Origin of the sequence: Pseudomonas sp. GD03842, from assembly GCF_029841165.1 — a bacterium.
In the GTDB taxonomy this organism is placed as follows: Bacteria; Pseudomonadota; Gammaproteobacteria; order Pseudomonadales; family Pseudomonadaceae; genus Aquipseudomonas.
Genome location: NZ_JAOCEA010000008.1, coordinates 22,170 through 41,565 on the forward strand (window position 1 = coordinate 22,170; position 19,396 = coordinate 41,565).

20 protein-coding genes are annotated in these 19,396 nt (G+C 60.5%); 9 read left to right on the top strand and 11 right to left on the bottom strand.

The window, feature by feature from the left end:
• Positions 1-218: 218 nt before the first annotated feature.
• Positions 219-1,415, bottom strand: a complete 1,197-nt coding sequence (locus N5D61_RS12930) for a class I SAM-dependent rRNA methyltransferase (protein ID WP_108237640.1) — start codon at positions 1,413-1,415, stop codon at positions 219-221.
• A 168-nt stretch (positions 1,416-1,583) separates the two neighbouring features.
• On the opposite strand from N5D61_RS12930, the gene N5D61_RS12935 reads away from it, so the two are divergent.
• The 3 genes from N5D61_RS12935 (at position 1,584) to N5D61_RS12945 (ending at position 3,830) form a co-directional block, all read left to right on the top strand.
• The gene (locus N5D61_RS12935; protein ID WP_108237641.1) at positions 1,584-2,450 is read left to right on the top strand and encodes an HDOD domain-containing protein; all 867 of its coding nucleotides are present in this window, start codon (positions 1,584-1,586) and stop codon (positions 2,448-2,450) included.
• A gap of 33 nt (positions 2,451-2,483) precedes the next feature.
• Complete coding sequence (gene mutM, locus N5D61_RS12940) at positions 2,484-3,296, top strand: bifunctional DNA-formamidopyrimidine glycosylase/DNA-(apurinic or apyrimidinic site) lyase (protein ID WP_108237642.1); 813 nt, start codon at positions 2,484-2,486, stop codon at positions 3,294-3,296.
• A gap of 195 nt (positions 3,297-3,491) precedes the next feature.
• The gene (locus N5D61_RS12945; RefSeq protein WP_108237643.1) at positions 3,492-3,830 is read left to right on the top strand and encodes a multidrug transporter; all 339 of its coding nucleotides are present in this window, start codon (positions 3,492-3,494) and stop codon (positions 3,828-3,830) included.
• On the opposite strand, the gene ggt is transcribed toward N5D61_RS12945, so the two are convergent.
• The 3 genes from ggt to coaD all read right to left on the bottom strand — a co-directional run bounded on the left by ggt (position 3,812) and on the right by coaD (position 6,464).
• Positions 3,812-5,554, bottom strand: a complete 1,743-nt coding sequence (ggt, locus tag N5D61_RS12950) for a gamma-glutamyltransferase (protein WP_108237644.1) — start codon at positions 5,552-5,554, stop codon at positions 3,812-3,814. The genes N5D61_RS12945 and ggt overlap by 19 nt on opposite strands.
• A gap of 79 nt (positions 5,555-5,633) precedes the next feature.
• On the bottom strand, positions 5,634-5,885 hold the full coding sequence (locus tag N5D61_RS12955; protein WP_108237645.1) for a YfhL family 4Fe-4S dicluster ferredoxin: 252 nt from the start codon (positions 5,883-5,885) through the stop codon (positions 5,634-5,636).
• A 99-nt stretch (positions 5,886-5,984) separates the two neighbouring features.
• On the bottom strand, positions 5,985-6,464 hold the full coding sequence (gene coaD, locus N5D61_RS12960; RefSeq protein WP_279893121.1) for a pantetheine-phosphate adenylyltransferase: 480 nt from the start codon (positions 6,462-6,464) through the stop codon (positions 5,985-5,987).
• 159 nt (positions 6,465-6,623) lie between these two features.
• Between coaD and N5D61_RS12965 the strand changes: the two genes are divergently transcribed.
• The 3 genes from N5D61_RS12965 (at position 6,624) to N5D61_RS12975 (ending at position 9,503) form a co-directional block, all read left to right on the top strand.
• Positions 6,624-7,850 (top strand): MFS transporter, encoded by a 1,227-nt coding sequence (locus N5D61_RS12965; RefSeq protein WP_279893123.1) that lies wholly within the window; start codon positions 6,624-6,626, stop codon positions 7,848-7,850.
• A gap of 42 nt (positions 7,851-7,892) precedes the next feature.
• On the top strand, positions 7,893-8,579 hold the full coding sequence (locus tag N5D61_RS12970) for a TetR/AcrR family transcriptional regulator (RefSeq protein ID WP_279893126.1): 687 nt from the start codon (positions 7,893-7,895) through the stop codon (positions 8,577-8,579).
• 69 nt (positions 8,580-8,648) lie between these two features.
• Positions 8,649-9,503 carry a sulfurtransferase gene (locus N5D61_RS12975; protein WP_279893129.1) on the top strand — a complete coding sequence of 285 codons (855 nt, stop codon included), beginning with the start codon at positions 8,649-8,651 and terminating at the stop codon, positions 9,501-9,503.
• Positions 9,504-9,555: 52 nt separating this feature from the next.
• Here N5D61_RS12975 and N5D61_RS12980 read toward each other — a convergent pair whose 3' ends face one another.
• The 7 genes from N5D61_RS12980 to N5D61_RS13010 all read right to left on the bottom strand — a co-directional run bounded on the left by N5D61_RS12980 (position 9,556) and on the right by N5D61_RS13010 (position 15,657).
• Entirely contained in the window at positions 9,556-9,885 is a 330-nt protein-coding gene (locus N5D61_RS12980; protein WP_279893131.1) for a MetQ/NlpA family ABC transporter substrate-binding protein, read from the bottom strand.
• A 176-nt stretch (positions 9,886-10,061) separates the two neighbouring features.
• Complete coding sequence (locus tag N5D61_RS12985) at positions 10,062-10,385, bottom strand: AzlD domain-containing protein (RefSeq protein ID WP_279893133.1); 324 nt, start codon at positions 10,383-10,385, stop codon at positions 10,062-10,064.
• The gene (locus N5D61_RS12990; protein ID WP_279893135.1) at positions 10,382-11,110 is read right to left on the bottom strand and encodes an AzlC family ABC transporter permease; all 729 of its coding nucleotides are present in this window, start codon (positions 11,108-11,110) and stop codon (positions 10,382-10,384) included. The genes N5D61_RS12985 and N5D61_RS12990 overlap by 4 nt, the downstream gene beginning before the upstream one ends.
• A gap of 84 nt (positions 11,111-11,194) precedes the next feature.
• Positions 11,195-12,211 (bottom strand): hydrolase, encoded by a 1,017-nt coding sequence (locus N5D61_RS12995; protein WP_279893137.1) that lies wholly within the window; start codon positions 12,209-12,211, stop codon positions 11,195-11,197.
• The gene (rsmD, locus tag N5D61_RS13000; protein ID WP_108237653.1) at positions 12,195-12,815 is read right to left on the bottom strand and encodes a 16S rRNA (guanine(966)-N(2))-methyltransferase RsmD; all 621 of its coding nucleotides are present in this window, start codon (positions 12,813-12,815) and stop codon (positions 12,195-12,197) included. The genes N5D61_RS12995 and rsmD overlap by 17 nt, the downstream gene beginning before the upstream one ends.
• Positions 12,815-14,308 carry a pitrilysin family protein gene (locus N5D61_RS13005; protein ID WP_279893139.1) on the bottom strand — a complete coding sequence of 498 codons (1,494 nt, stop codon included), beginning with the start codon at positions 14,306-14,308 and terminating at the stop codon, positions 12,815-12,817. The genes rsmD and N5D61_RS13005 overlap by 1 nt, the downstream gene beginning before the upstream one ends.
• Entirely contained in the window at positions 14,305-15,657 is a 1,353-nt protein-coding gene (locus N5D61_RS13010; protein WP_279893140.1) for a pitrilysin family protein, read from the bottom strand. The genes N5D61_RS13005 and N5D61_RS13010 overlap by 4 nt, the downstream gene beginning before the upstream one ends.
• 513 nt (positions 15,658-16,170) lie before the next feature.
• On the opposite strand from N5D61_RS13010, the gene ftsY reads away from it, so the two are divergent.
• From ftsY to ftsX, 3 genes are read left to right on the top strand one after another with little or no spacing between them, the layout of a single operon-like run.
• Positions 16,171-17,688, top strand: a complete 1,518-nt coding sequence (gene ftsY, locus N5D61_RS13015) for a signal recognition particle-docking protein FtsY (RefSeq protein WP_279893141.1) — start codon at positions 16,171-16,173, stop codon at positions 17,686-17,688.
• Entirely contained in the window at positions 17,685-18,356 is a 672-nt protein-coding gene (gene ftsE, locus N5D61_RS13020; RefSeq protein WP_108237657.1) for a cell division ATP-binding protein FtsE, read from the top strand. The genes ftsY and ftsE overlap by 4 nt, the downstream gene beginning before the upstream one ends.
• Positions 18,353-19,387, top strand: coding sequence for a permease-like cell division protein FtsX (gene ftsX, locus N5D61_RS13025; RefSeq protein WP_279893142.1), 1,035 nt, complete (start codon positions 18,353-18,355; stop codon positions 19,385-19,387). The genes ftsE and ftsX overlap by 4 nt, the downstream gene beginning before the upstream one ends.
• The last annotated feature ends 9 nt before the right edge of the window (positions 19,388-19,396 follow it).

Below are 19,396 nucleotides of genomic sequence, written 5' to 3' on the forward strand. Positions count from 1 at the left end.
AGCTGCCGTTACGGAGGATGAGGTCGGTGACATTGCAGGATCGCTGCACGCTCGACCGGAGCTCATAAACCCGCCGGGGGATGATTGGCGATGAATAGCGCTGATTCTACACCTGTGAGGGCAGGAGGGAATGGTGGAAGGTCAGTAAGCGTCGCGGGCAAGCGCGCTCCTACGGGTCAACAGGATCAACCGTAGGAGCGCGCTTGCCCGCGACGCGTTTAGCTATTGGGTAACAGTCGGCAGGTGATGCTCTTGATGTAGCGCGTTTCCGGGATGGCCGGGTGTACAGGGTGATCCGGGCCCTGGCCACCGCGTTCGAGCAACTGGATATTGCGGTCCAGGTGGCGAGCGCTGGTCAGAAGGATGTTCTGCAGATCGTCTTCCGGAAGGTGCATGGAGCAGGAGGCGCTGACCAGAATCCCGTCCTTGGTGAGCAAGCGCATGGCCTGTTCATTGAGGCGGCGATAGGCGCCTTCGCCGTTTTTCAGGTCTTTCTTGCGCTTGATGAAAGCGGGCGGGTCGGCCACGATCACGTCGAAGCGCTCTTCGGCCGCTTTCAGTTCTTTCAGGGCTTCGAAAACATCACCTTCGACGCACGTCACCTTTTCGGCAAAACCATTCAGCGCCGCATTGCGCTCGACGCCATCGAGGGCGAAGCCAGAAGCGTCGACGCAGAAAACTTCGCTCGCCCCGAACGCGCCCGCTTGCACGCCCCACCCGCCGATGTAACTGAACAGGTCCAGCACGCGTTTGCCCTTGACGTAGGGGGCCAGGCGCGCGCGATTCATGCGGTGGTCGTAGAACCATCCGGTTTTCTGACCTTCCATCACCGGTGCTTCGAACTTCACGCCGTTCTCTTCCAGCGCGACCCATTCCGGCACCACGCCGAAGGCCGTTTCCACGTAGCGGTTCAACCCTTCGGCATCCCGGGCAGCCGAGTCGTTCTTGAGCAGGATGCCGCTGGGCTTGAGGACCTGAATCAATGCCGCCAGCACATCGTCCCTGTGCTGCTCCATGGTCGCAGACGCCAGTTGCACCACCAGAATGTCGCCGAAGCGATCGACCACCAGGCCCGGGAGCAGGTCCGAGTCGCCGTAGACCAGACGGTAGAACGGTTTATCGAAGAGGCGTTCACGCAGCGACAAGCAAACGTTCAACCGATGCACCAGCAGCGATTTATCCAGCGACAGCTTGCTATCGCGCGACAGCAGGCGAGCGCAGATCAGGTTATTGGGGCTCATTGCGACGATGCCCAGTGGCTTGCCGCCTGCCGCTTCGAGAACTGCCTGGGCGCCAGGGACAAAACCGTTGAGTGGGGTGGCAGCCACGTCGATTTCGTTGCTGTAGATCCACAGATGGCCGGCGCGCAGGCGACGGTCGGCATTGGGCTTGAGGCGCAAGCTGGGCAGGGACATGACGTCGCTCCGAAAAAAAGAGCGGGATTATAGCGCGTCAACTGGCCTGCGGGCGGCCCACATGAATTAACCAGGTGGTATCCGGTCGGAACCCTCGAGATGTTTCAACGGTTGTCGGAGCATGGGCGATAGGGGGTAGAATCGTTGCCTGACCTTGAGTGTTAACTTATGTCCCAAGAGCTTACTTCCGAGCAGATTCAGCAGGCGTTGCAGGGCATCAGTGTTCCGCCCCAGCCGCAAATCATGGTGGATTTGCAGATGGAGCAGTACATGCCCGACCCTGATCTGGGTGTCATCGCGCGGTTGATAGCGCAGGATCCTGGGCTGTCCGGGGCGCTGCTGAAAATCGTCAACTCTGCTCATTACGGTCTGGCCAATAAAATCGCATCCATTCAGCGCGCGGTGAACCTGCTCGGCAGCCGTTCGATCATCAATCTCATCAACGCCCAGTCGATCAAGGGCGAAATGAGCGATGAGACGATCGTGGTGCTCAACCGCTTCTGGGACACCGCGCAGGACGTGGCGATGACCAGCCTCACGTTGGCCAAGCGCATCGGCTCGCAAACCGTAGATGAATCCTACGCGCTGGGTCTGTTCCACGATTGTGGCGTGCCGCTCATGCTCAAGCGCTTTCCCGAATACATGAGCGTGCTGGAAGAAGCCTATGCGAAGGCCGGGCCTGAGTGCCGAGTGGTCGATACCGAGAATCGCATCCTCAATACCAACCATGCTGTTGTCGGCTATTTCACTGCCAAGTCCTGGCGATTGCCGGAACATGTCAGCAATGCGATTGCCAATCACCATAACGCGCTGGCGATTTTCCAGGATGAATCGGGGCGTAACGCGCCGCTGAAGAATCTTTTGGCCATTCTCAAGATGGCGGAACACGTCTGTTCTTCTCACCGCGTGCTGGGCAACCAAGCGATTGACCACGAGTGGAACAGCATCGGGCACATGGTGCTGGATTACGTCGGGCTGTCCGACTACGACTTCGAAAACCTCAAAGAAAGTATCCGTGAACTGAGCGCGCACTGACGCGCTTATCCTCACCTCGCCATCGAGTGCCCCATGCCTGAATTGCCTGAAGTCGAAACCACCCGTCGGGGTATCGCGCCCCATCTGGAAGGTCAGCGGGTCAGCCGAGTCATCGTGCGCGACCGCCGCCTGCGCTGGCCCATCCCGGAAGATCTGGACGTGCGGCTCTCAGGCCAGAAGATCACGGGGGTGGAGCGGCGAGCCAAATACCTGTTGATTCAGGCCGAAATCGGGACCTTGATCAGTCATTTGGGCATGTCGGGCAATTTGCGGCTGGTCGAGGCCGGGCTGCCGGCGCTCAAGCATGAGCATGTGGACATCGAGCTGGAGTCCGGCCTGGCCTTGAGATACACCGACCCTCGCCGTTTTGGCGCGATGCTCTGGAGCCACGACCCCCATAACCACGAGCTTCTGATCCGGCTTGGACCTGAGCCGTTGACGGATGTGTTCGATGGTCTGCGTCTGTATGAACTGTCTCGTGGACGGTCGATGGCGGTGAAGCCGTTCATCATGGACAACGCCGTGGTGGTGGGTGTTGGCAACATTTATGCGACCGAAGCGCTGTTCGCTGCGGGTATCGATCCTCGGCGTGAGGCGAAGACCATTTCCAAGGCGCGCTATATAAAGCTGGCCGCAGAGATCAAGCGGGTGCTGGCGGCCGCCATCGAGCGGGGCGGCACTACGCTGCGCGATTTCATCGGCGGCGACGGCCAGCCTGGTTACTTTCAGCAGGAGCTGTTTGCCTATGGTCGGGGCGCTGAACCCTGCAAGGTCTGCGGCACGCTCATGCGTGAGGTCAAGCTGGGGCAGCGTGCGAGTGTTTATTGCCCTAAATGCCAGAAGTAGCGACCGCCTGCGTGGGGGGGGCCTCATCGAGTGCGTTTGCGCTCCGTCACGGTCGGGCGGTGGTCATGGAACGGGAATCCGAAGGGCGCTTCTTCTGAGCGGATTCTCCCGGATGCAGGGCGAGACTTGCGTAACCCCCATCGCTGTTTATAGTGAGGAGCACCCCTTTTCCAGCAGTGCCTGAAGGATCATGCCATGAGCCCGTTTCGTATTCTCGCTGCCACCCTGGCCCTGTTCTTCGGCCTGCAGATGACGCCTGCCATGGCGCAAGTTGAAGCGTCGGGCAGCGGCGATCCGATGTACGAGATTCAAAACCCGCCTGCCTACGCGATGATGGGTGACTTGCTGGTGGCTCGTCCGCTTCTGATCGTGGCAACGGTGATCGGCGCAGGCCTTTTCGTGATTGCGTCTCCGTTCGCGGCAGCCGGTGGCAATTTGCGTGCAACCGGCAACGCGCTGGTGGTCGAGCCTGGCAAGGCCGCGTTTGTCCGCTGCCTGGGTTGCACCACCAGCGGTTACGGCAGGCAGGACTGATCCGCGCAGACTCGCACCCGGTCCAACTGCGCATTCGGGCGGAATGTCGTTGAAACGCCCACCCCGCGAGGGTCGCTCGCGGCTTCGACCCGTGCGCTGTTCTTGTGCCACATCAACACCTGCTGATTGCCGAAGTCGCGTCGTGTTTCTTTTAGGCGATACCCTCGCTCACTCAAATCGGCCAACTCTTGCTCAGTAAACGCGCCTGGCTCGTATTCCAGTTGATCGGGCAAGTACTGATGGTGATAGCGCGACGCAGAGGTCCAGCGGGCGATAGGCTGATCATCGAGATACGCCAACATCGCCAGCAGCACCACACTCGGAATGCGGCTGCCGCCGGATGAGCCGAACGCCGTAAACGCGTCGGGGCTTTCGATGAAACTTGGGCTCATGCTCGACAGCGGACGTTTGCCCGGTTCGATGACGTTTGCGGGGCTGCCGGGCAACCCGTAGGTATTACTGCCTTTGGGGTCGACCGCGAAATCGTCCATCTCGTCGTTGAGGATCACGCCCGTGCCGGGAACGGTAAAGGCCGAACCAAATGGCAGGTTGAGCGACAGGGTCGCTGCAACGGCGTTGCCATCCTCGTCGAGGACGGAGAAATGGCTGGTGTTGTCCCCCTCCCTCCAGCGCGGCGCAGGAGGGAGCGCATTATTGGGCGTGGCGCGGTGAGGGTCGATGCTGGTCGACAGTTGCAATAAATAATCCGGCGCCAAGACCTGCGCAATCGGATTAGGCACGAAATCCGGATCCCCGAAAAACATCCGGTCTCGATAGGCACGTCTCAGCACCTCTGCCACGTAGTGCGCTCGCTGGGCCTTTTCCGATTCCCGCCAAGGCAACTGCTGCAGCATGAACAGGCTCTGCGCCAGAGCGACTCCCCCTGCCGAAGGAGGTGGCGCGCTGATGAGTTCGCGCTGGTCGGCCAATTGAAAGCGTAACGGCGTTCGGGTGACCACGTCGTATTCTTCGAGATCGTGGTAGTTCCAGATGCCGCCTCCTGCGCGTACGCCGCTGACCATCGACTGTGCCGTCAACCCGCTGTAGAAGCCAGCGCGACCTTTGTCGGCGAGACGCTCCAGGGTTTGTGCAAGCTCTGGCTGTTGAATGATCGCCCCCAGGTCAGGCACATCGTTATTGCGCAGGAACAGCCGGGCGCTTTCCTTATTGGCGCGCAAAGCGAACAGTCGCCAGCTGGCACGCTCGCGGTACACCTCGTCGACCTTGAACCCGCGGTAAGCCACGCGAATGGCAGGGGCCAGGGAGATGCTCAGCGGGAGGCGTCCATAGCGGTCGGCCAATTCGACCAATGCGGCGGGCAGGCCGGGGATGGCTGCGGCCAGGGGGCCGTTCAGAGATAAATCGGGTTGCGCGACACCATTGCGATGGAACATTCGCGGCTTGGCTTTAAGGGGCGCTTTCTCGCGGGCATCGAGAAAGGGGTACTGCACCGGCTCTCCCGCCTGGCGCAACAGGAAAAAACCGCCGCCACCCAGCCCGGAACCGTAAGGTTCAACTACGGCAAGGGTGGCGCTGATGGCAACCGCGGCGTCGAACGCATTCCCGCCATCGACCAGAATTTCCCGACCGGCGGCTGTCGCAACGGGGTGGGGGCTTGCAATGGCGGCCTGATCGGGATGGCCAGGACTGCCTTGAGCCGAGAGGGCGCACAGAACAAGCACTGCGCCAAACGAGGAGGGTATCCGCGTAAGCTTTGAGGTCATGCGTATCTCGCTCAGTTCTACAGGCAATACAGCCCATGTCTTCGGCGAAAGCGCGGATGCCGACAGGATATGCCTTCGTTTAAGCCTTGCTGGTAATAAGGTGGTACTTGGCCATCAGTTGGTCTTTCGTTTCGACGTTGTTTTCATCCAACGGGATGCAGTCCACGGGGCAGACCTGCTGGCACTGCGGTTCATCGTAGTGACCTACGCATTCGGTGCACAGGTTCGGATTGATCACGTAGATCTCTTCCCCTTGGGAAATCGCTTCGTTCGGGCACTCGGGTTCGCAGACGTCGCAGTTGATGCAATCGTCGGTGATGATCAGGGACATGGACACTCCTGCCGCGGTCGACACCGGGGCATATCAAGATCTAATGCGGCGAATTGTGCCGCATTAACGCTCGGTATGCACCTCAACATAGCGCCGGAACTAGGCTTTGAATCTTTCCTTGAGCGCTTGGGCGACCGCCGGATGTACGAATTTCGTGATGTCTCCGCCTAACGCCGCGATTTCTCTGACCAGCGTAGATGAAATAAATGAATAGCGTTCGGACGGCGTGAGAAAAAGGCTTTCGACGTCCGGGGCGAGCTGCTTGTTCATGTTGGCGAGCTGAAATTCATATTCGAAGTCCGACACCGCCCGCAGCCCGCGCAGCAAGATGTTGGCGTTCTGCTCTTGCGCAAAATGCGCCAGGAGGGTCGAGAAACCTACCACTTCAACGTTCGCCAGGTGTTTGGTAGCTTCCTGGGCCAGCGCGACCCGTTGCTCGAGGGGGAACAACGGATTTTTCTTGGGGCTGGCGGCGACGGCAATGACCACTTGATCGAACATGCGCGAAGCGCGTTCGACCAGATCGCCATGGCCCTTGGTGATGGGGTCGAAGGTGCCTGGGTACAACACTCGGTTCATCGCGTCGTCCTGGTCGGAGTTCGTTGGGACTCGGATGGTAGCGCAGGCCAGGTGTAGCGGCCAAGTTGCCTGCGCTCTCTGCGCCTTGCGAGTTGCCGCACCCGCGCCCAGACTGGGCAGGCCGTCCTGACGGCCTTCCCTTGCCTGACAGGAGTCGTGATGCGTACGGATTATCTGGCGTTCTTCGTTTCACTGTTTCTTTCTCGCCTCGGCGATCAGATCCTGCTGTTTCTCGTTCCGCTGATTGTTTTCCAGACCACTGACAGTGCCTCATGGGCCGGATTGGCGTTCTTCATGGAGGCATTGCCGCGCTATTTGGCATTCCCGGTCTGCGGTGCGTTGTGCGACCGGCACTCACCGGTCCGTCTGCTGCACATCAGCCAGGTATACCGCGCCGGGATCTGCGCGGTGGCGATGGCGCTGTATGGCGTATTCGGTGGGCTCTACTGGCTGGTTCTGCTTTCGGCGGTCTGCGGTGTGCTGACCACGCAGGGCATCATGGCGCGAGAGGTGGTGATGCCTCATGCATTCCCCGATTACCGTTACGGAAAAACGCTGTCGTACTCGCAAATCGCTGATCAGACCGGGCTGGTGCTGGGGCCGGTGCTGGCGGCACTGGCACTGGAAATCTGTCCGTGGCCGGGCGTTGTAGTGGGCGCGGCACTGTTGTTCGGGCTCGCCGACCTGGCCATGCGTGTCTGGCAGCGCGTGAGCGGTTTCCAAATGGCACGTCCGCAGCGGCAAGCGCGGGTATGGCATGAGCCTTTGCGCATCGCGCTTGGCCACATTGCCAGCGTCCCGAGCCTGCAGAAGCTCATCGGGCTTGCCGTGGGGGTAAACCTGATCGTGGGAGTTACCCTTGCCACATCGGCGGCGATGGTGATCGGCTCGTTTGGAGAGAGCAAGGACTACTATGCCGTCGTACAGGCAGCGGGCGCCGCAGTGACTATCGCCATTTTGTTCGTGCTGGCGCGCATCGAGCTGCCTCTCAAATTGCTGGGTGCCGCGTCCTATTGCGCGATTGTGGTGGGGGCATTGATTACGGCTACCGGGGCGATTCCTGGCGTTTATTTGATAGGGTTTCTGCTGATTGTCGGCTTCGACAAGATGTTCAACATCTACATGCGTACCCTTCGGCAGCGTCTCATCCCGGTGGGTGATTTCGGTAAGACGGTGGGGGTCATTACCCTGCTCAACAACCTGTCGCAGCCCTTTGCGGGATTGATGGTGGGGCTGCTCACCGCTTCATTGGGCTTGCGAGGTGTCATTCTGGTGATGGTACTGGTGGCCGGTCTCTTGGGGGCCCTCATTGCGGTCGCATACCGGGCGAGCGCTGCGGTGCCGCCGAGCAATGAAGGCTGCACCGAACCGGAGCGCATGCGTTAAGATCAAGCCTATTCCCGTGACATCCAGGCGTCCGAGCTAAACATGGCACCGCGCATCAAACCCTTACGCGTCAAGACGCGAGAACGCATCGTGCAGAGCAGCCTGGAACTGTTCAATCTGCAAGGCGAGCGCAGCGTGAGTACCAACCATGTCGCGGCACACCTGGAGATTTCGCCGGGGAACCTCTATTACCACTTCCCTAACAAGCAGGCGATCATCGCCGAGCTGTTCACGCAGTACGAAGCGTTGATCGACAGCTTTCTGCACCCACCCAAAGGGCGTTTGCCGGCGGTCGAGGATAAGCGCCATTACTTGCTCGCGATCCTCGACGGTATGTGGCGCTACCGTTTCCTGCATCGCGACCTCGAGTATCTACTGGACGCCGACCCTGAGCTGGCCCAGCGTTATCGGCGCTTTTCCCAGCACTGTCTGATCAAAGGGATGGCCATCTATGGTGGCTTCGTCGACGCGGGCATTCTGGACATGAACAGCGTGCAGATCGAATCACTCACGCTCAACGCCTGGATCATCCTGACGTCATGGGTGAGGTTCCTTTGTACCACCCGGAAAACCCCAGGCCGTTTGAACGAAGAGGCCATCCGGCGAGGGGTTTATCAGGTCTTGATGCTTGAGCTGGCTTACGTTACGCCTGGCGCGCGTGCAGCGGTGCATGCGCTATGCGACGAATTTCATGTGCCTTTGATCACAGCGCTGGAGGATGCGGATTGAGCCAATGCTTCGATTGCATGGAATACCCCCATCGTTTCTAGCCATTTTTACTGTCTGCAGGAGCCCGTCATGTCTATTGCGCAACTGATCAGCCCGCAACAACTGGCCGAACGCCCACAATCACCGGGGCGAGTGATCCTAGATTGCCGTTCTTCCCTTGATGACCTGGATTACGGTCAGCGCAGCTACGCGCAAGGGCATATCGAGGGTGCGTCCTACGCCGATCAGCTCAACGACCTGAGCGGACCCATCATCAAAGGAGTAACGGGACGGCATCCCTTGCCGGATCCGCAGGCCTTGATCGATCGCCTGCGGTTCTGGGGAGTGGATAACGACAGCGAAATCGTGCTCTACGACGACGGCCCCGGCGCTTATGCTGCACGCGCATGGTGGCTGCTTGCGTGGCTGGGCAAGCGTGACGGCGTATACCTTCTCGATGGCGGATTGAAGGCGTGGCATGCAGCTGGACTGCCGTTGAGTCTGGATCCGCCGGCGCATCGCGAAGGCACGTTCAAGGGCAAGCCGGATGAGACGCTGGTGCTCACTGCGCAAGAGGTGCAGAAGAAACTGGACAGGCCCGATGTCACGTTGATCGATGCGCGCGCGCCTGCACGATTTCGCGGCGAGGTCGAGCCGATCGATCCAGTCGCTGGTCATATCCCCGGCGCGCAATGTGCAGCCTTCACGGACAATCTGGGCCCGGACGGGCGCTTCCTGCCCGCCGCGCAGCTCAGGGAGCGATTTGCCGAAATCCTGAAAGGGCGTGCGCCTGAAAAGCTCGTCGCATACTGCGGCTCGGGCGTCACGGCCTGCCAAAACTTGTTCGCCCTATGCCTGGCTGGCTATCCCTTGGGCCGGTTGTACGCTGGGTCATGGAGCGAGTGGATCAACGATCCGCAGCGGCCAGTGGCCAAGGGCGAATAAGGCATCGCGGTGACGTGAATCACCGCATGCCGTGCAAACCTGCGGAGTTTGATCAACGGACGAGCTGCTGATCCGGCACTACAAAGCCTCTGTAATTGGCTTCGATGAATTGCTTGACCTCCGGCCCGGTCAAGTATTTCGCCAACAGTGTCAGCCTTGGATCATCCAGCATGTCGTTTCGTGCATAGATCAGGTTGGCGTAGGGGTTGTCTGCGGTGTGCTCTCGCACCAATGCCTGCGAGGGGTCCACCCCGTTCGAGAGGGCGACGTCACCGTTGATGAAGCTGGCATCGGCATCCGGTAGCGCCTTGGCCTTGACGGCTGCATTATCGTGGTCGAACGTCTTGCTGACGTGGGTCAGTTTGAAAATCGGGTCACTCACTGCAGCGGTCCTTGGTGATGTCTGTCTGAGCAGAACCGCCAGGACGCCGCGAAGCGGCGATCTCAGGCGATACACCCAACATTCGGTCGCCGCATAATCATTGCTTTGAGTTATAACGGAAAAGAATTTTTAATTCTTTGCTTATAATCGCCTGTTTTCTGCAAAAGGAGCTGTGGTCATATTTGCCCCATCAACCAGCGCAGCAGAAAAAACACCAACAGCCCCCCGCCAATGGTGGCCAGCAGATTGCGGCTGAGCGCTGCGATGGCGATCGCCGCAACGCCCGCCAGCAGGTAGGCATTATCCAGTGAAAGCTGCCAGTGTTGGCCGTCAGGCAGCAACATGCCAGGCACAACAATGGCCGTGAGCACGGCGGTGGGCACGTAATGCAGCCCCTGTCTGACCACTGGGGGAAAGCGCAGATCGGGCCAGGCGAACAAGCTGTAGCGCATCGTAAATGTGATCACGGTCATTCCCAGGATCAACCACCCGTAACTCATGAGTGCACCTCGTCGACCTGGGCATTGCGGGGGCCTTCGGATTGACGTCTTTCCAGCAGAACCCCGACGGCAATGCCGCTGAACGCGGCAGCCATCAAGCCCAGCTTGTAGGGCCATGACCAGGTCATCAAGGCAACGGCGCCCGCCGCAAGCGCTGCTGCGATTTGCGGCTGGTTACGAAGCAACGGCACGACAATGCCGATGAACGTAGCCAGCATCGCAAACTCCAGGCCCCAACTGGCCATGTCCGGTACCGCCTGCCCGAACAGCACGCCCACCAGCGAACTGCTCACCCAGCAGGTATAGAGGGCGCTGGTAACGCCAAGCCAATACCAGTGCGCCAGAGGTGAGCGGCCGTGCACAAGGTAATAGCGTTGCACGACGGCGAAGGTTTCGTCGGTCAGCCAGAATGCCAGTAGCAGTCGCCAGCGCTGCGGCAGGTTTTGCACCTGGGGTTGCAGCGTGGCGCTGTAGAGCACATGACGCAGGTTGACGATGAAGGTGGTCAGCAGGATCACCACTGCACTCGCCCCAGCGCCCATCAGGCTGACGACGATGAATTGCGCAGACCCTGCGTAGACGAACATCGACATGCTGACCGCCTGCCACAGTGAGAGGCCGCCGATGCCAGCCAGCGTTCCGAATATGATGCCGAACGGCGCAATGCCGACCAGCATCGGCACGCTATCGCGAAGACCGCGGGCGAAGAGTTGATTGCGAGACATGATGTTTCTCCTTGTGCCTCGAATCATCAGCCTGTGCAGGCCTCCTGTCTTGAACGATCTTGCAACGGGCAAGGCGCTGAAGCTTCAAGCTGCCCCGGCGGAGCCATGCACATCCACCAGCCACTGAGGAATGCACTGCTCCAGGTAATAAACCGGCTTTCTGAGCGTTCCCCCGACGAAGCCTACATGGCCGCCTCGATGCTGAAGATCGAAACGGGTGCTCGGTGACAGTTCGTCGAGTGCGGGAAGGCTGTGCTGGAACACGAAAGGGTCATCTGCGGATTGCACCAGCAATGTCGGGGTGCGGATGGCCCCGAGATAATAGCGGCTGGAGGCTTTGCGGTAGTAATCCTGCGCGTCGTCAAATCCATTCAGTGGGGCGGTTACCCTGCCGTCGAACTCCCAAAACGTCCGCAGGTTATCCAGCGAGCCCAGTGCGGCGAGGGCTGACAACCCGTCGTTCATGCCTTCATGCTGGAACCGACGCTGCTTGTCCTTGATGTACCCCACCATTTCACGCATGAAATGGCGTTGATAGACCTTGGAAAAACCCAGGCCGATGCGGTCCGCGCACTCATCCAACCGGAAAGGTACCGACACTGCCGCGGCGCCCTGCAGTTGGCTCTCGAACCCTGACTCACCCAGATGCTTGAGCAGGATATTGCCGCCCATTGAGTACCCCACCGCATACAGCGGCGCCAGCGGGCGGGCCCTGCGCAGGTGAGCGATAACGGCTGCCAGGTCATCGCTGACGCCCGAGTGATAGCTGCGAGGCAGCAGATTGGGCTCGCCCGAGCAGCCTCTCCAGTTCAACGCGACACTGGTCCACCCATGCTTTTCCATGGCGTGCTGAAGCCCGACGACATAGTGCGAGTTGGATGATCCCGTCAAACCATGCAGCACCAGCACCACAGGCACCTTGGCGTCGTGTGGACCGTGCCAGTCCAGATCGAGGAAGTCACCGTCGTCGAGCCAAATACGTTCGCGACGCCGTTCCAGGGCGGGCATTTTGCGCCAGATCGGCCCCCACATGGTTTGCAAATGAGGGTTGCCGAGTCCGAATGCCGGCGCGAACACGCCGCTTTCAGTTGGCGTGGCCACTGCGTTCCCACAAGGCGTAGTGCACCTGCCCCGTCTTTTTCTCTCGATGCAGCCGCCAATTGCCCGGCAGGCCTAGTGTCGATGGCGGCGTTTCGCTCTCGGTGTAGACCCAGGCATCGTTCGCCAGCCAGCCGCGTTCTTCAAGCAGCGTACAGGCCGGAACCAGCAGTTGCTGATGGAAGGGCGGATCGAGGAATACCACGTCGAATGCCTCGGCCGGTTGGGCTTCCAGGTAGCGCAGCGCGTCACCGGCTTGAGTCCTGCCAACGCTGCAGCGCAAGGTGCCCAGGTGCTCGCGCAGGCTGGAGATGGCCACGGGATTGGCATCCAACGCCAACCCCATGCTCGCGCCCCGCGACAAGGCTTCGAGGAACAGCGCGCCGCTTCCCGCAAAGGGATCGAGCACCCGTGCGCCTTCGATATAAGGCGCCAGCCAGTTGAACAGGGTTTCTCGCACCCTGTCGGGTGTAGGGCGAAGGCCGGGGGCGTCTGGAAAGCTCAGACGTCGGCTGCGCCATTCACCGCCAATGATTCGCAACTGGCCAAGGCCCGTATGAACTTTAGGGCCTTTGTGAGCGCGCAGAGGCTTGGAAGTCGAGGTCATCAGTGCTCCGGAACGCCGACGGGTTGCTCGGCGGGTCTTTCGGTCGGGGGCGGCAGAGGCTTCTGAAGGACGGTAGGACCGGCGGTCACGATCACCAGGTTGTCCACATTCAGATGCTTGTTCATCACCGCCTTTATTTGCTCGACGGTGACGCTTTGGGATTGCGTCATGAAATCTTCGAGATATGTCAGCGGCAGATTATAGAAGCCAATGGCTCCCAATTGGCCAACAATTGCCGAGTTGCTCGCGGTCGACAGCGGGAAACTGCCTGCCAGCTCACGCTTGGCATCGTCGAGCTCTTTCTGGGTCGGGCCATTGGCGAGGAAGTCGCGAGTGACATCCTTGACCAGATTGAGCGTATTTTCGCTCAGCTCGGCACGGGTTTGCAGGCCGATCATGAACGGACCTTTTGCCTGCATCGGTGTGAAGCCCGATGAGACGCCGTAGGTCAGGCCTCGCTTCTCCCGCACTTCGGTCATCAACCGGCTGCCGAATCCACCACCGCCGAGAATCGAGTTACCCAAGGACAGCGCAGCGTAATCGGGGTCAGCGCGATCGATACCCAGTTCGGCCAGCATCAGGTGCGTCTGCTTGGATGGGAATTCGATATGGGTTTGACCCGGTTTCGGTGGCGTCGGTGCAACGGTTTTCGGAAGCGCAGGGCCTTTCGGCAGTGCCGATGACACCTGGGCCGCCACCGCTTCGGCCTCAGGACGAGAGAGGTCTCCGACCAGCGCAATCACCGCGTTCCCGGCGGCGTATGCTTTGGCATGGAAGGCTTTCAACTGAGCGAGGGTAATGGGGGTGACGGTTTTGGCAGTGCCCATGCTCGGGTGCGCGTAGGGGTGTTCACCATAGAGGCGCTTGAAGAGCTCATCGCCCGCCAGTTTGCCCGGGTTTTGCTTCTGGTATTCGAAACTGGCCAGCAACTGGTTTTTGATGCGGGCCAGTGAGTCGGAAGGAAACGTCGGTTTGCCGACTACTTCAGAAAAGAGTTTGAGCGCTGGTTCGCGTTTGTCCGGTGCGCTCAGGCTGCGTAACGAGGCAAGGGCCATGTCGCGGTAGGATCCGTTGCCGAAGTCTGCGCCAAGGTCTTCGAAGCCGGCGGCAATGGCGCTGACATCCTTGCCCTTGACGCCTTCGTTGAGCATGGCATTGGTGATCATTGCGATGCCTGGCGTCGCGCCGTCCTGGCTGCTGCCTGCGGCGAACAGCACGCGCATGTCGAACATCGGCAGCTCATGCGCTTCGACGAAGAGCACTCGCGCGCCCTCGGCGGTTGTCCACGATTGAATATCCAGCGAGCGTCGTGCGGGCGCCTTGCCGTCGAGCTCCTTCAGGGATTCCAGCGTATTGGCGGCCTTGTCGATGGCTTTGGGCGCTTCAGTGGAGGTCTCCGCCGTCGCAGACATCGGGCCGAACAGGCCAACGGACGTCAATAGCAGCGCAACAGCCCGCGTACGCACAGAACGTTTCTCGATGCGCCGGATCATTGCGCTTTCTCCTCAGGCAATACATGCGCAACGGCAAGGCGTTCGCGAGTGAAATAGGTGCGTGCGGCCTTCTGGATGTCTTCGGGCGTGACGCTTTGCAACGCCGCCAGCTCACCATCCATCAGCCGCCAGGAGAGGCCGACTGTTTCCAGTTCGCCGATGGTGCTGGCCTGGCTGGTGATGGAATCACGTTCGTAGACGAGCCCCGCGATCACCTGGGCACGAACCCGCTCCAGTTCGGCCTGGGTCGGCGGCTTGGTCTTCAATTCGTCGAGCAATCGCCAGATACCGGCTTCGACATCCGCCAGGGTTTTCTTCTTTTGCATGTTCGGAGTAGCGCTGAGGGTAAACAGGCTGTCGCCTCGGGTATAGGCGTCATAGTTCGAGGAAGCGCCGGTCACCAGTTCCTCGCCACGTTCGAGTTTCGACGGAATGCGGGCACTGTAACCACCATCCAGCAGCGCAGAGATCAGCCGTAGCGCGTTCACCGACTGTGGATCGGTGGCCGTGGCCAGGCTCGGCACGTTAAAACCGTACATCAGGCTCGGCATCTGCGTGGCGACATGTACGGTGATCTGACGAAGGCCGGGCTCCGGTAGCTCGAGAGGCTTCTTGGAGGGCGGCACGTCGCGTCGGGGGATGGGCCCGAAGAAGCGTTCGGCCAGCGCTTTGACTTCGCTCGGTTGGACGTCTCCGACCACCACCAGGGTGGCGTTGTTCGGCACGTACCAGGACTCGTACCAGTGACGCAGCTCTTCGACTTTCATGCGGTCCAGGTCCGCCATCCAGCCAATGGTCGGCGTGTGATAACCGCTGGCAGGGTAGGCGATGGCCTTGAAGCGCTCGTAAGCCTTGGCGTTGGGCTTGTCATCGGTGCGCAGGCGGCGCTCTTCCTTGATGACCTCGATCTCTCGCGCGAACTCTTCGGGCGGCAGGCGCAGGCTGGCCATTCGATCCGCCTCCAGCTCGAAGGCCACGCTCAGTCGATCGCGGGCCAGAACCTGGTAGTAGGCGGTGTAGTCATCGCTGGTGAACGCGTTCTCTTCAGCGCCCAGGTCGCGCAGGATCAGTGAGGCTTCGCCCGGGCCTGCCTTGGCGCTGCCTTTGAACATCATGTGTTCAAGCGCGTGGGAAAGGCCGGTCTGGCCGGGCGTCTCGTAGCTGGAGCCGACCTTGTACCAGACCTGCGATACGACGACCGGCGCACGATGGTCTTCGCGCACGACCAATTTAAGGCCGTTTTCCAGCGTGAATTCAGTGGTGGATTGAGGATCGGCGGCTACAGCGACAAGGGGCAGACACAAGGTACCGAGCAAAAAGCCTGCGGCACGGCGGGCAAGGGCATTCATTCGTCAATTGAACCTTCGAGGCGGCCTGCATGAACTTGGCGTCGGCGGGCGCGGGAGTTAGGGCGTATCATCACATACTTCCACCGCCGAGCCGGAGGCCGAAATGTCCCAAGGCAACGCGTGCGGGGAGATTTGAGCATCCAGACGAGCGACGCAGCCCTGTGAATTTCCGGCCCCGGCCTGCCGGGTTAATGCCTGGAAACTCGCTAAGCTTCGTCTCGGTTCCTGGCGAGGAAACGCACATTCCCTGAGGCAAGGGCCCGGTCTGGTGCGCTTTGAGGCACCCACGCGGCGGTGGAAATATGTGATGACACGCCCTAGGATAGCGGCCAGTTTGCTCGACGACCATGGCTGTGACGTAGGACTCTTCGTCTTAAGCAGGAAGGCGATGCTTAAATGGCGTAAACGGCAGAGCCCTTGCTGAACAAGCGGGCTCTATTACAGTCTGTTTCGCATACAGAATTTTCAGAGGCGCCGGTCTGGCGCGTCGCGACCTTGAGATAAGCGTCCTCCATGTTTGGTTCCAACGACGACAAGAAGACGCCAGCCCCGGCTGGCGAGAAAAAAGGCCTGTTCGGATGGCTGCGCAAGAAGCCGCAGGAACCCGTGGCCGATCAGCCGAAAGATTTACCCGTTTCAGCGCCCGAGACCGCCATCGAACCGACCTCGCCCGCTGCGGATCCGCACACCCCTCCGGCCATCCCGCCCGCCAGCTCCGCTGCGCCAACCTTCATCGCCCCTGCGCCTGAGCATGCTGTCGACACACCGCCCGCTGCCGAGCCCTGGCTGAAGTTGCCCGTCGCTGAAGAGCCTGTTGCGCTGACCGATGAAAATGAACCCCATGTGACGCCTGAGATTCCGACGCACACTGCGTCGCACGTGCCGACACCTGTCGCGCCCCCTGTGTCACCTTCGGTTGAAGCCGTACCGCCGTCCATCGAGCCAGTGCCTGTTGCGCTGCCCGATCCTGTCGCTGGCAATGACCTGCCAGGGCTGACGCCGCCCGCGCCCGTTCCAGCACCGCGTGTCGAGGCGCCGCAGGCCCCGGTCGTCGCCGAGCCATCGGGCCCTTCGCCAGCCCAGGCTGTCGAGCCCAGGCAGCCGGGCTTCTTCGCCCGCCTCAAGCAAGGGTTGTCCAAGACCAGCGCCAGTCTCGGCGAAGGTATGGCCAGTCTCTTCCTTGGCAAGAAAGCCATCGACGACGACATGCTGGACGAGTTGGAAACCCGCCTGCTCACCGCGGATGTAGGTGTCGAGGCAACGTCGCTGATCGTGCGGAACTTGACGCAGAAAGTGGCGCGTAAACAACTCACCGACAGCGACGCGCTCTACAAATCCCTGCAAAGCGAGCTGACCGAAATGCTCAAGCCGGTGGAGGCTCCGCTGGTGATCGCCGCTGACCACAAGCCGTTCGTGATCCTGGTCGTCGGTGTCAATGGCGCGGGCAAGACCACGACCATTGGCAAGCTCGCCAAGAAGCTGCAGCTTGAGGGCAAGAAGGTCATGCTTGCGGCGGGCGATACCTTCCGTGCCGCAGCGGTGGAGCAGTTGCAGGTCTGGGGCGAGCGCAACAAGATCCCGGTCATTGCCCAGCACACAGGGGCCGATTCGGCGTCGGTCATTTTCGATGCGGTTCAGGCGGCCAAGGCCCGCGGCATCGACGTGTTGATCGCCGATACCGCAGGCCGTCTCCATACCAAAGACAACTTGATGGAAGAGCTGAAGAAGGTACGCCGCGTAATCGGCAAGCTGGATGAAGCGGCCCCCCATGAAGTGCTGTTGGTGCTGGACGCGGGGACCGGTCAGAACGCCATCAACCAGGCCAAGCAGTTCAACCAGACCGTCAACCTCACAGGGCTGGCGCTGACAAAGCTCGATGGGACTGCCAAGGGCGGGGTGATCTTCGCGCTGGCCAAGCAATTCGGGCTGCCGATCCGTTATATCGGGGTAGGCGAGGGCATCGACGATTTGCGGACCTTCGAAGCCGAACCCTTTGTTCAGGCACTTTTTGCCGAGCGGGAGCGCACATGATTCGTTTCGAACAGGTCGGCAAGCGCTATCCGAACGGGCACGTCGGCTTGCATGAGCTGAGCTTTCGAGTGCGTAGGGGCGAGTTCCTGTTTGTCACCGGTCATTCGGGCGCTGGCAAAAGCACCCTGCTTCGCCTGCTATTGGCCATGGAGCGCCCCACGTCGGGCAAGTTGTTGTTGGCCGGGCAAGATCTGGGGCAAATCAGCAATGCGCAGATCCCTTTCCTGCGCCGGCAGATCGGCGTGGTGTTTCAGAACCACCAGTTGCTGTTCGATCGCACGGTGTTCAACAACGTTGCACTGCCGCTGCAGATCCTCGGCCTGTCCAAGGCTGAAGTCACCAAACGTGTGGATTCGGCGCTTGAACGGGTCGCACTCTCCGACAAGGCCGAGCTGTACCCAGGGGACCTGTCCACCGGTCAGCAGCAGCGCGTCGGCATTGCGCGCGCCATCGTTCACCGCCCAGCCCTGCTGTTGGCGGATGAGCCCACCGGTAACCTTGACCCACGTCTGGCGGCTGAAATCATGGGCGTATTCGAAGACATCAACCGGTTGGGGACGAGCGTGCTGATCGCCAGTCACGACCTCGCCCTGATTGCCCGCATGCGCCATCGGATGCTCACCCTGCAACGCGGTCGATTGATCGGCGACGGGGAGGCGGGTGTATGAGCGCTACTCGCAGCCCCAAGGTTTCCGAGCGTGTGGCGCCCAAGGCCACGGAGCCGGGCCCGCAGAAGCAGAAAAAAAAGAAGCGGCACGACGATGATGACGGACCCAGCTTCGGCGAGTTGTTCAGCGCCTGGATCGAGGCTCATCGTTCGAGTCTGGCCGACAGCCTTCGCCGGTTGGGCAAGCAGCCGATCGGCAGTTTTTTCACCTGCCTGGTGATGGCCGTTGCGTTGAGCCTGCCGATGGGCCTCTCGTTACTGCTGAGCAATGTCGAACGCCTTGGCGGATCCTGGCAGCGTGCAGCGCAAATATCGCTTTATATGCAACTGGATGCGTCGCCTACCGAGGGGCAAAGTCTGGTCAGCAGGATCAAGCAGATGAACGGCGTTGCCGATGCGGAGTACATCTCTCGCGATCAGGCGCTGAGCGAATTCCAGCAGCAGTCGGGCCTTGGCGAGGCCCTCAAGGAGTTGCCGGAAAACCCGCTGCCCGGTGTGGTGTTGGTGACTCCGCTTGAAGTGGACAAGGCCGCGCTAGAGGCGTTACGTACCCAACTCGCCGAATTGCCGAAGGTGCAGCAGGCGCAGCTGGACCTGGTCTGGGTGGAGCGGCTTGCGGCAATTCTGAAGCTGGGCGACCGCTTTGTGTTCGGCCTGACGGTTTTGCTCGTCGTTGCATTGCTTCTGGTGATAGGCAATACCATTCGTCTTCATATCGAGAACCGCCGCACCGAGATAGAAGTCATTAAACTAGTAGGCGGTACGGACAGTTATGTACGGCGCCCCTTCCTTTATATGGGCGCGTTGTACGGGTTCGGCGCGGGGATTTTCTCGTGGGGCATACTGGCCTTCGGCCTGGATTGGCTCAACGATGCGGTCATTCGGTTGGCTGGGCTCTACGGCAGTAATTTCTCCCTCGCCGGTGTGCCGGTCGCCGACGGGTTTTCGCTCTTGCTAGGGGCGGTGTTGTTGGGGTATATCGGTGCGTGGATCGCCGTCGCGCGTCACTTGAGAGAGCTGGCTCCGCGATGAGTTTTAATG

Excerpts from the sequence above, each read along its gene's own strand:
- N5D61_RS13005 (WP_279893139.1), bottom strand. The coding sequence starts at position 14,308 with ATGATCCGGCGCATCGAGAAACGTTCTGTGCGTACGCGGGCTGTTGCG.
- N5D61_RS12955 (WP_108237645.1), bottom strand. The coding sequence starts at position 5,885 with ATGTCCCTGATCATCACCGACGATTGCATCAACTGCGACGTCTGCGAA.
- N5D61_RS12975 (WP_279893129.1), top strand. The coding sequence starts at position 8,649 with ATGTCTATTGCGCAACTGATCAGCCCGCAACAACTGGCCGAACGCCCA.
- ftsY (WP_279893141.1), top strand. The coding sequence starts at position 16,171 with ATGTTTGGTTCCAACGACGACAAGAAGACGCCAGCCCCGGCTGGCGAG.
- N5D61_RS12930 (WP_108237640.1), bottom strand. The coding sequence starts at position 1,415 with ATGTCCCTGCCCAGCTTGCGCCTCAAGCCCAATGCCGACCGTCGCCTG.
- rsmD (WP_108237653.1), bottom strand. The coding sequence starts at position 12,815 with ATGACCTCGACTTCCAAGCCTCTGCGCGCTCACAAAGGCCCTAAAGTT.
- mutM (WP_108237642.1), top strand. The coding sequence starts at position 2,484 with ATGCCTGAATTGCCTGAAGTCGAAACCACCCGTCGGGGTATCGCGCCC.
- N5D61_RS12970 (WP_279893126.1), top strand. The coding sequence starts at position 7,893 with ATGGCACCGCGCATCAAACCCTTACGCGTCAAGACGCGAGAACGCATC.
- N5D61_RS12985 (WP_279893133.1), bottom strand. The coding sequence starts at position 10,385 with ATGAGTTACGGGTGGTTGATCCTGGGAATGACCGTGATCACATTTACG.
- N5D61_RS12935 (WP_108237641.1), top strand. The coding sequence starts at position 1,584 with ATGTCCCAAGAGCTTACTTCCGAGCAGATTCAGCAGGCGTTGCAGGGC.
- ftsX (WP_279893142.1), top strand. The coding sequence starts at position 18,353 with ATGAGCGCTACTCGCAGCCCCAAGGTTTCCGAGCGTGTGGCGCCCAAG.
- N5D61_RS12945 (WP_108237643.1), top strand. The coding sequence starts at position 3,492 with ATGAGCCCGTTTCGTATTCTCGCTGCCACCCTGGCCCTGTTCTTCGGC.
- ggt (WP_108237644.1), bottom strand. The coding sequence starts at position 5,554 with ATGACCTCAAAGCTTACGCGGATACCCTCCTCGTTTGGCGCAGTGCTT.
- N5D61_RS12990 (WP_279893135.1), bottom strand. The coding sequence starts at position 11,110 with ATGTCTCGCAATCAACTCTTCGCCCGCGGTCTTCGCGATAGCGTGCCG.
- N5D61_RS13010 (WP_279893140.1), bottom strand. The coding sequence starts at position 15,657 with ATGAATGCCCTTGCCCGCCGTGCCGCAGGCTTTTTGCTCGGTACCTTG.
- N5D61_RS12965 (WP_279893123.1), top strand. The coding sequence starts at position 6,624 with ATGCGTACGGATTATCTGGCGTTCTTCGTTTCACTGTTTCTTTCTCGC.
- ftsE (WP_108237657.1), top strand. The coding sequence starts at position 17,685 with ATGATTCGTTTCGAACAGGTCGGCAAGCGCTATCCGAACGGGCACGTC.
- coaD (WP_279893121.1), bottom strand. The coding sequence starts at position 6,464 with ATGAACCGAGTGTTGTACCCAGGCACCTTCGACCCCATCACCAAGGGC.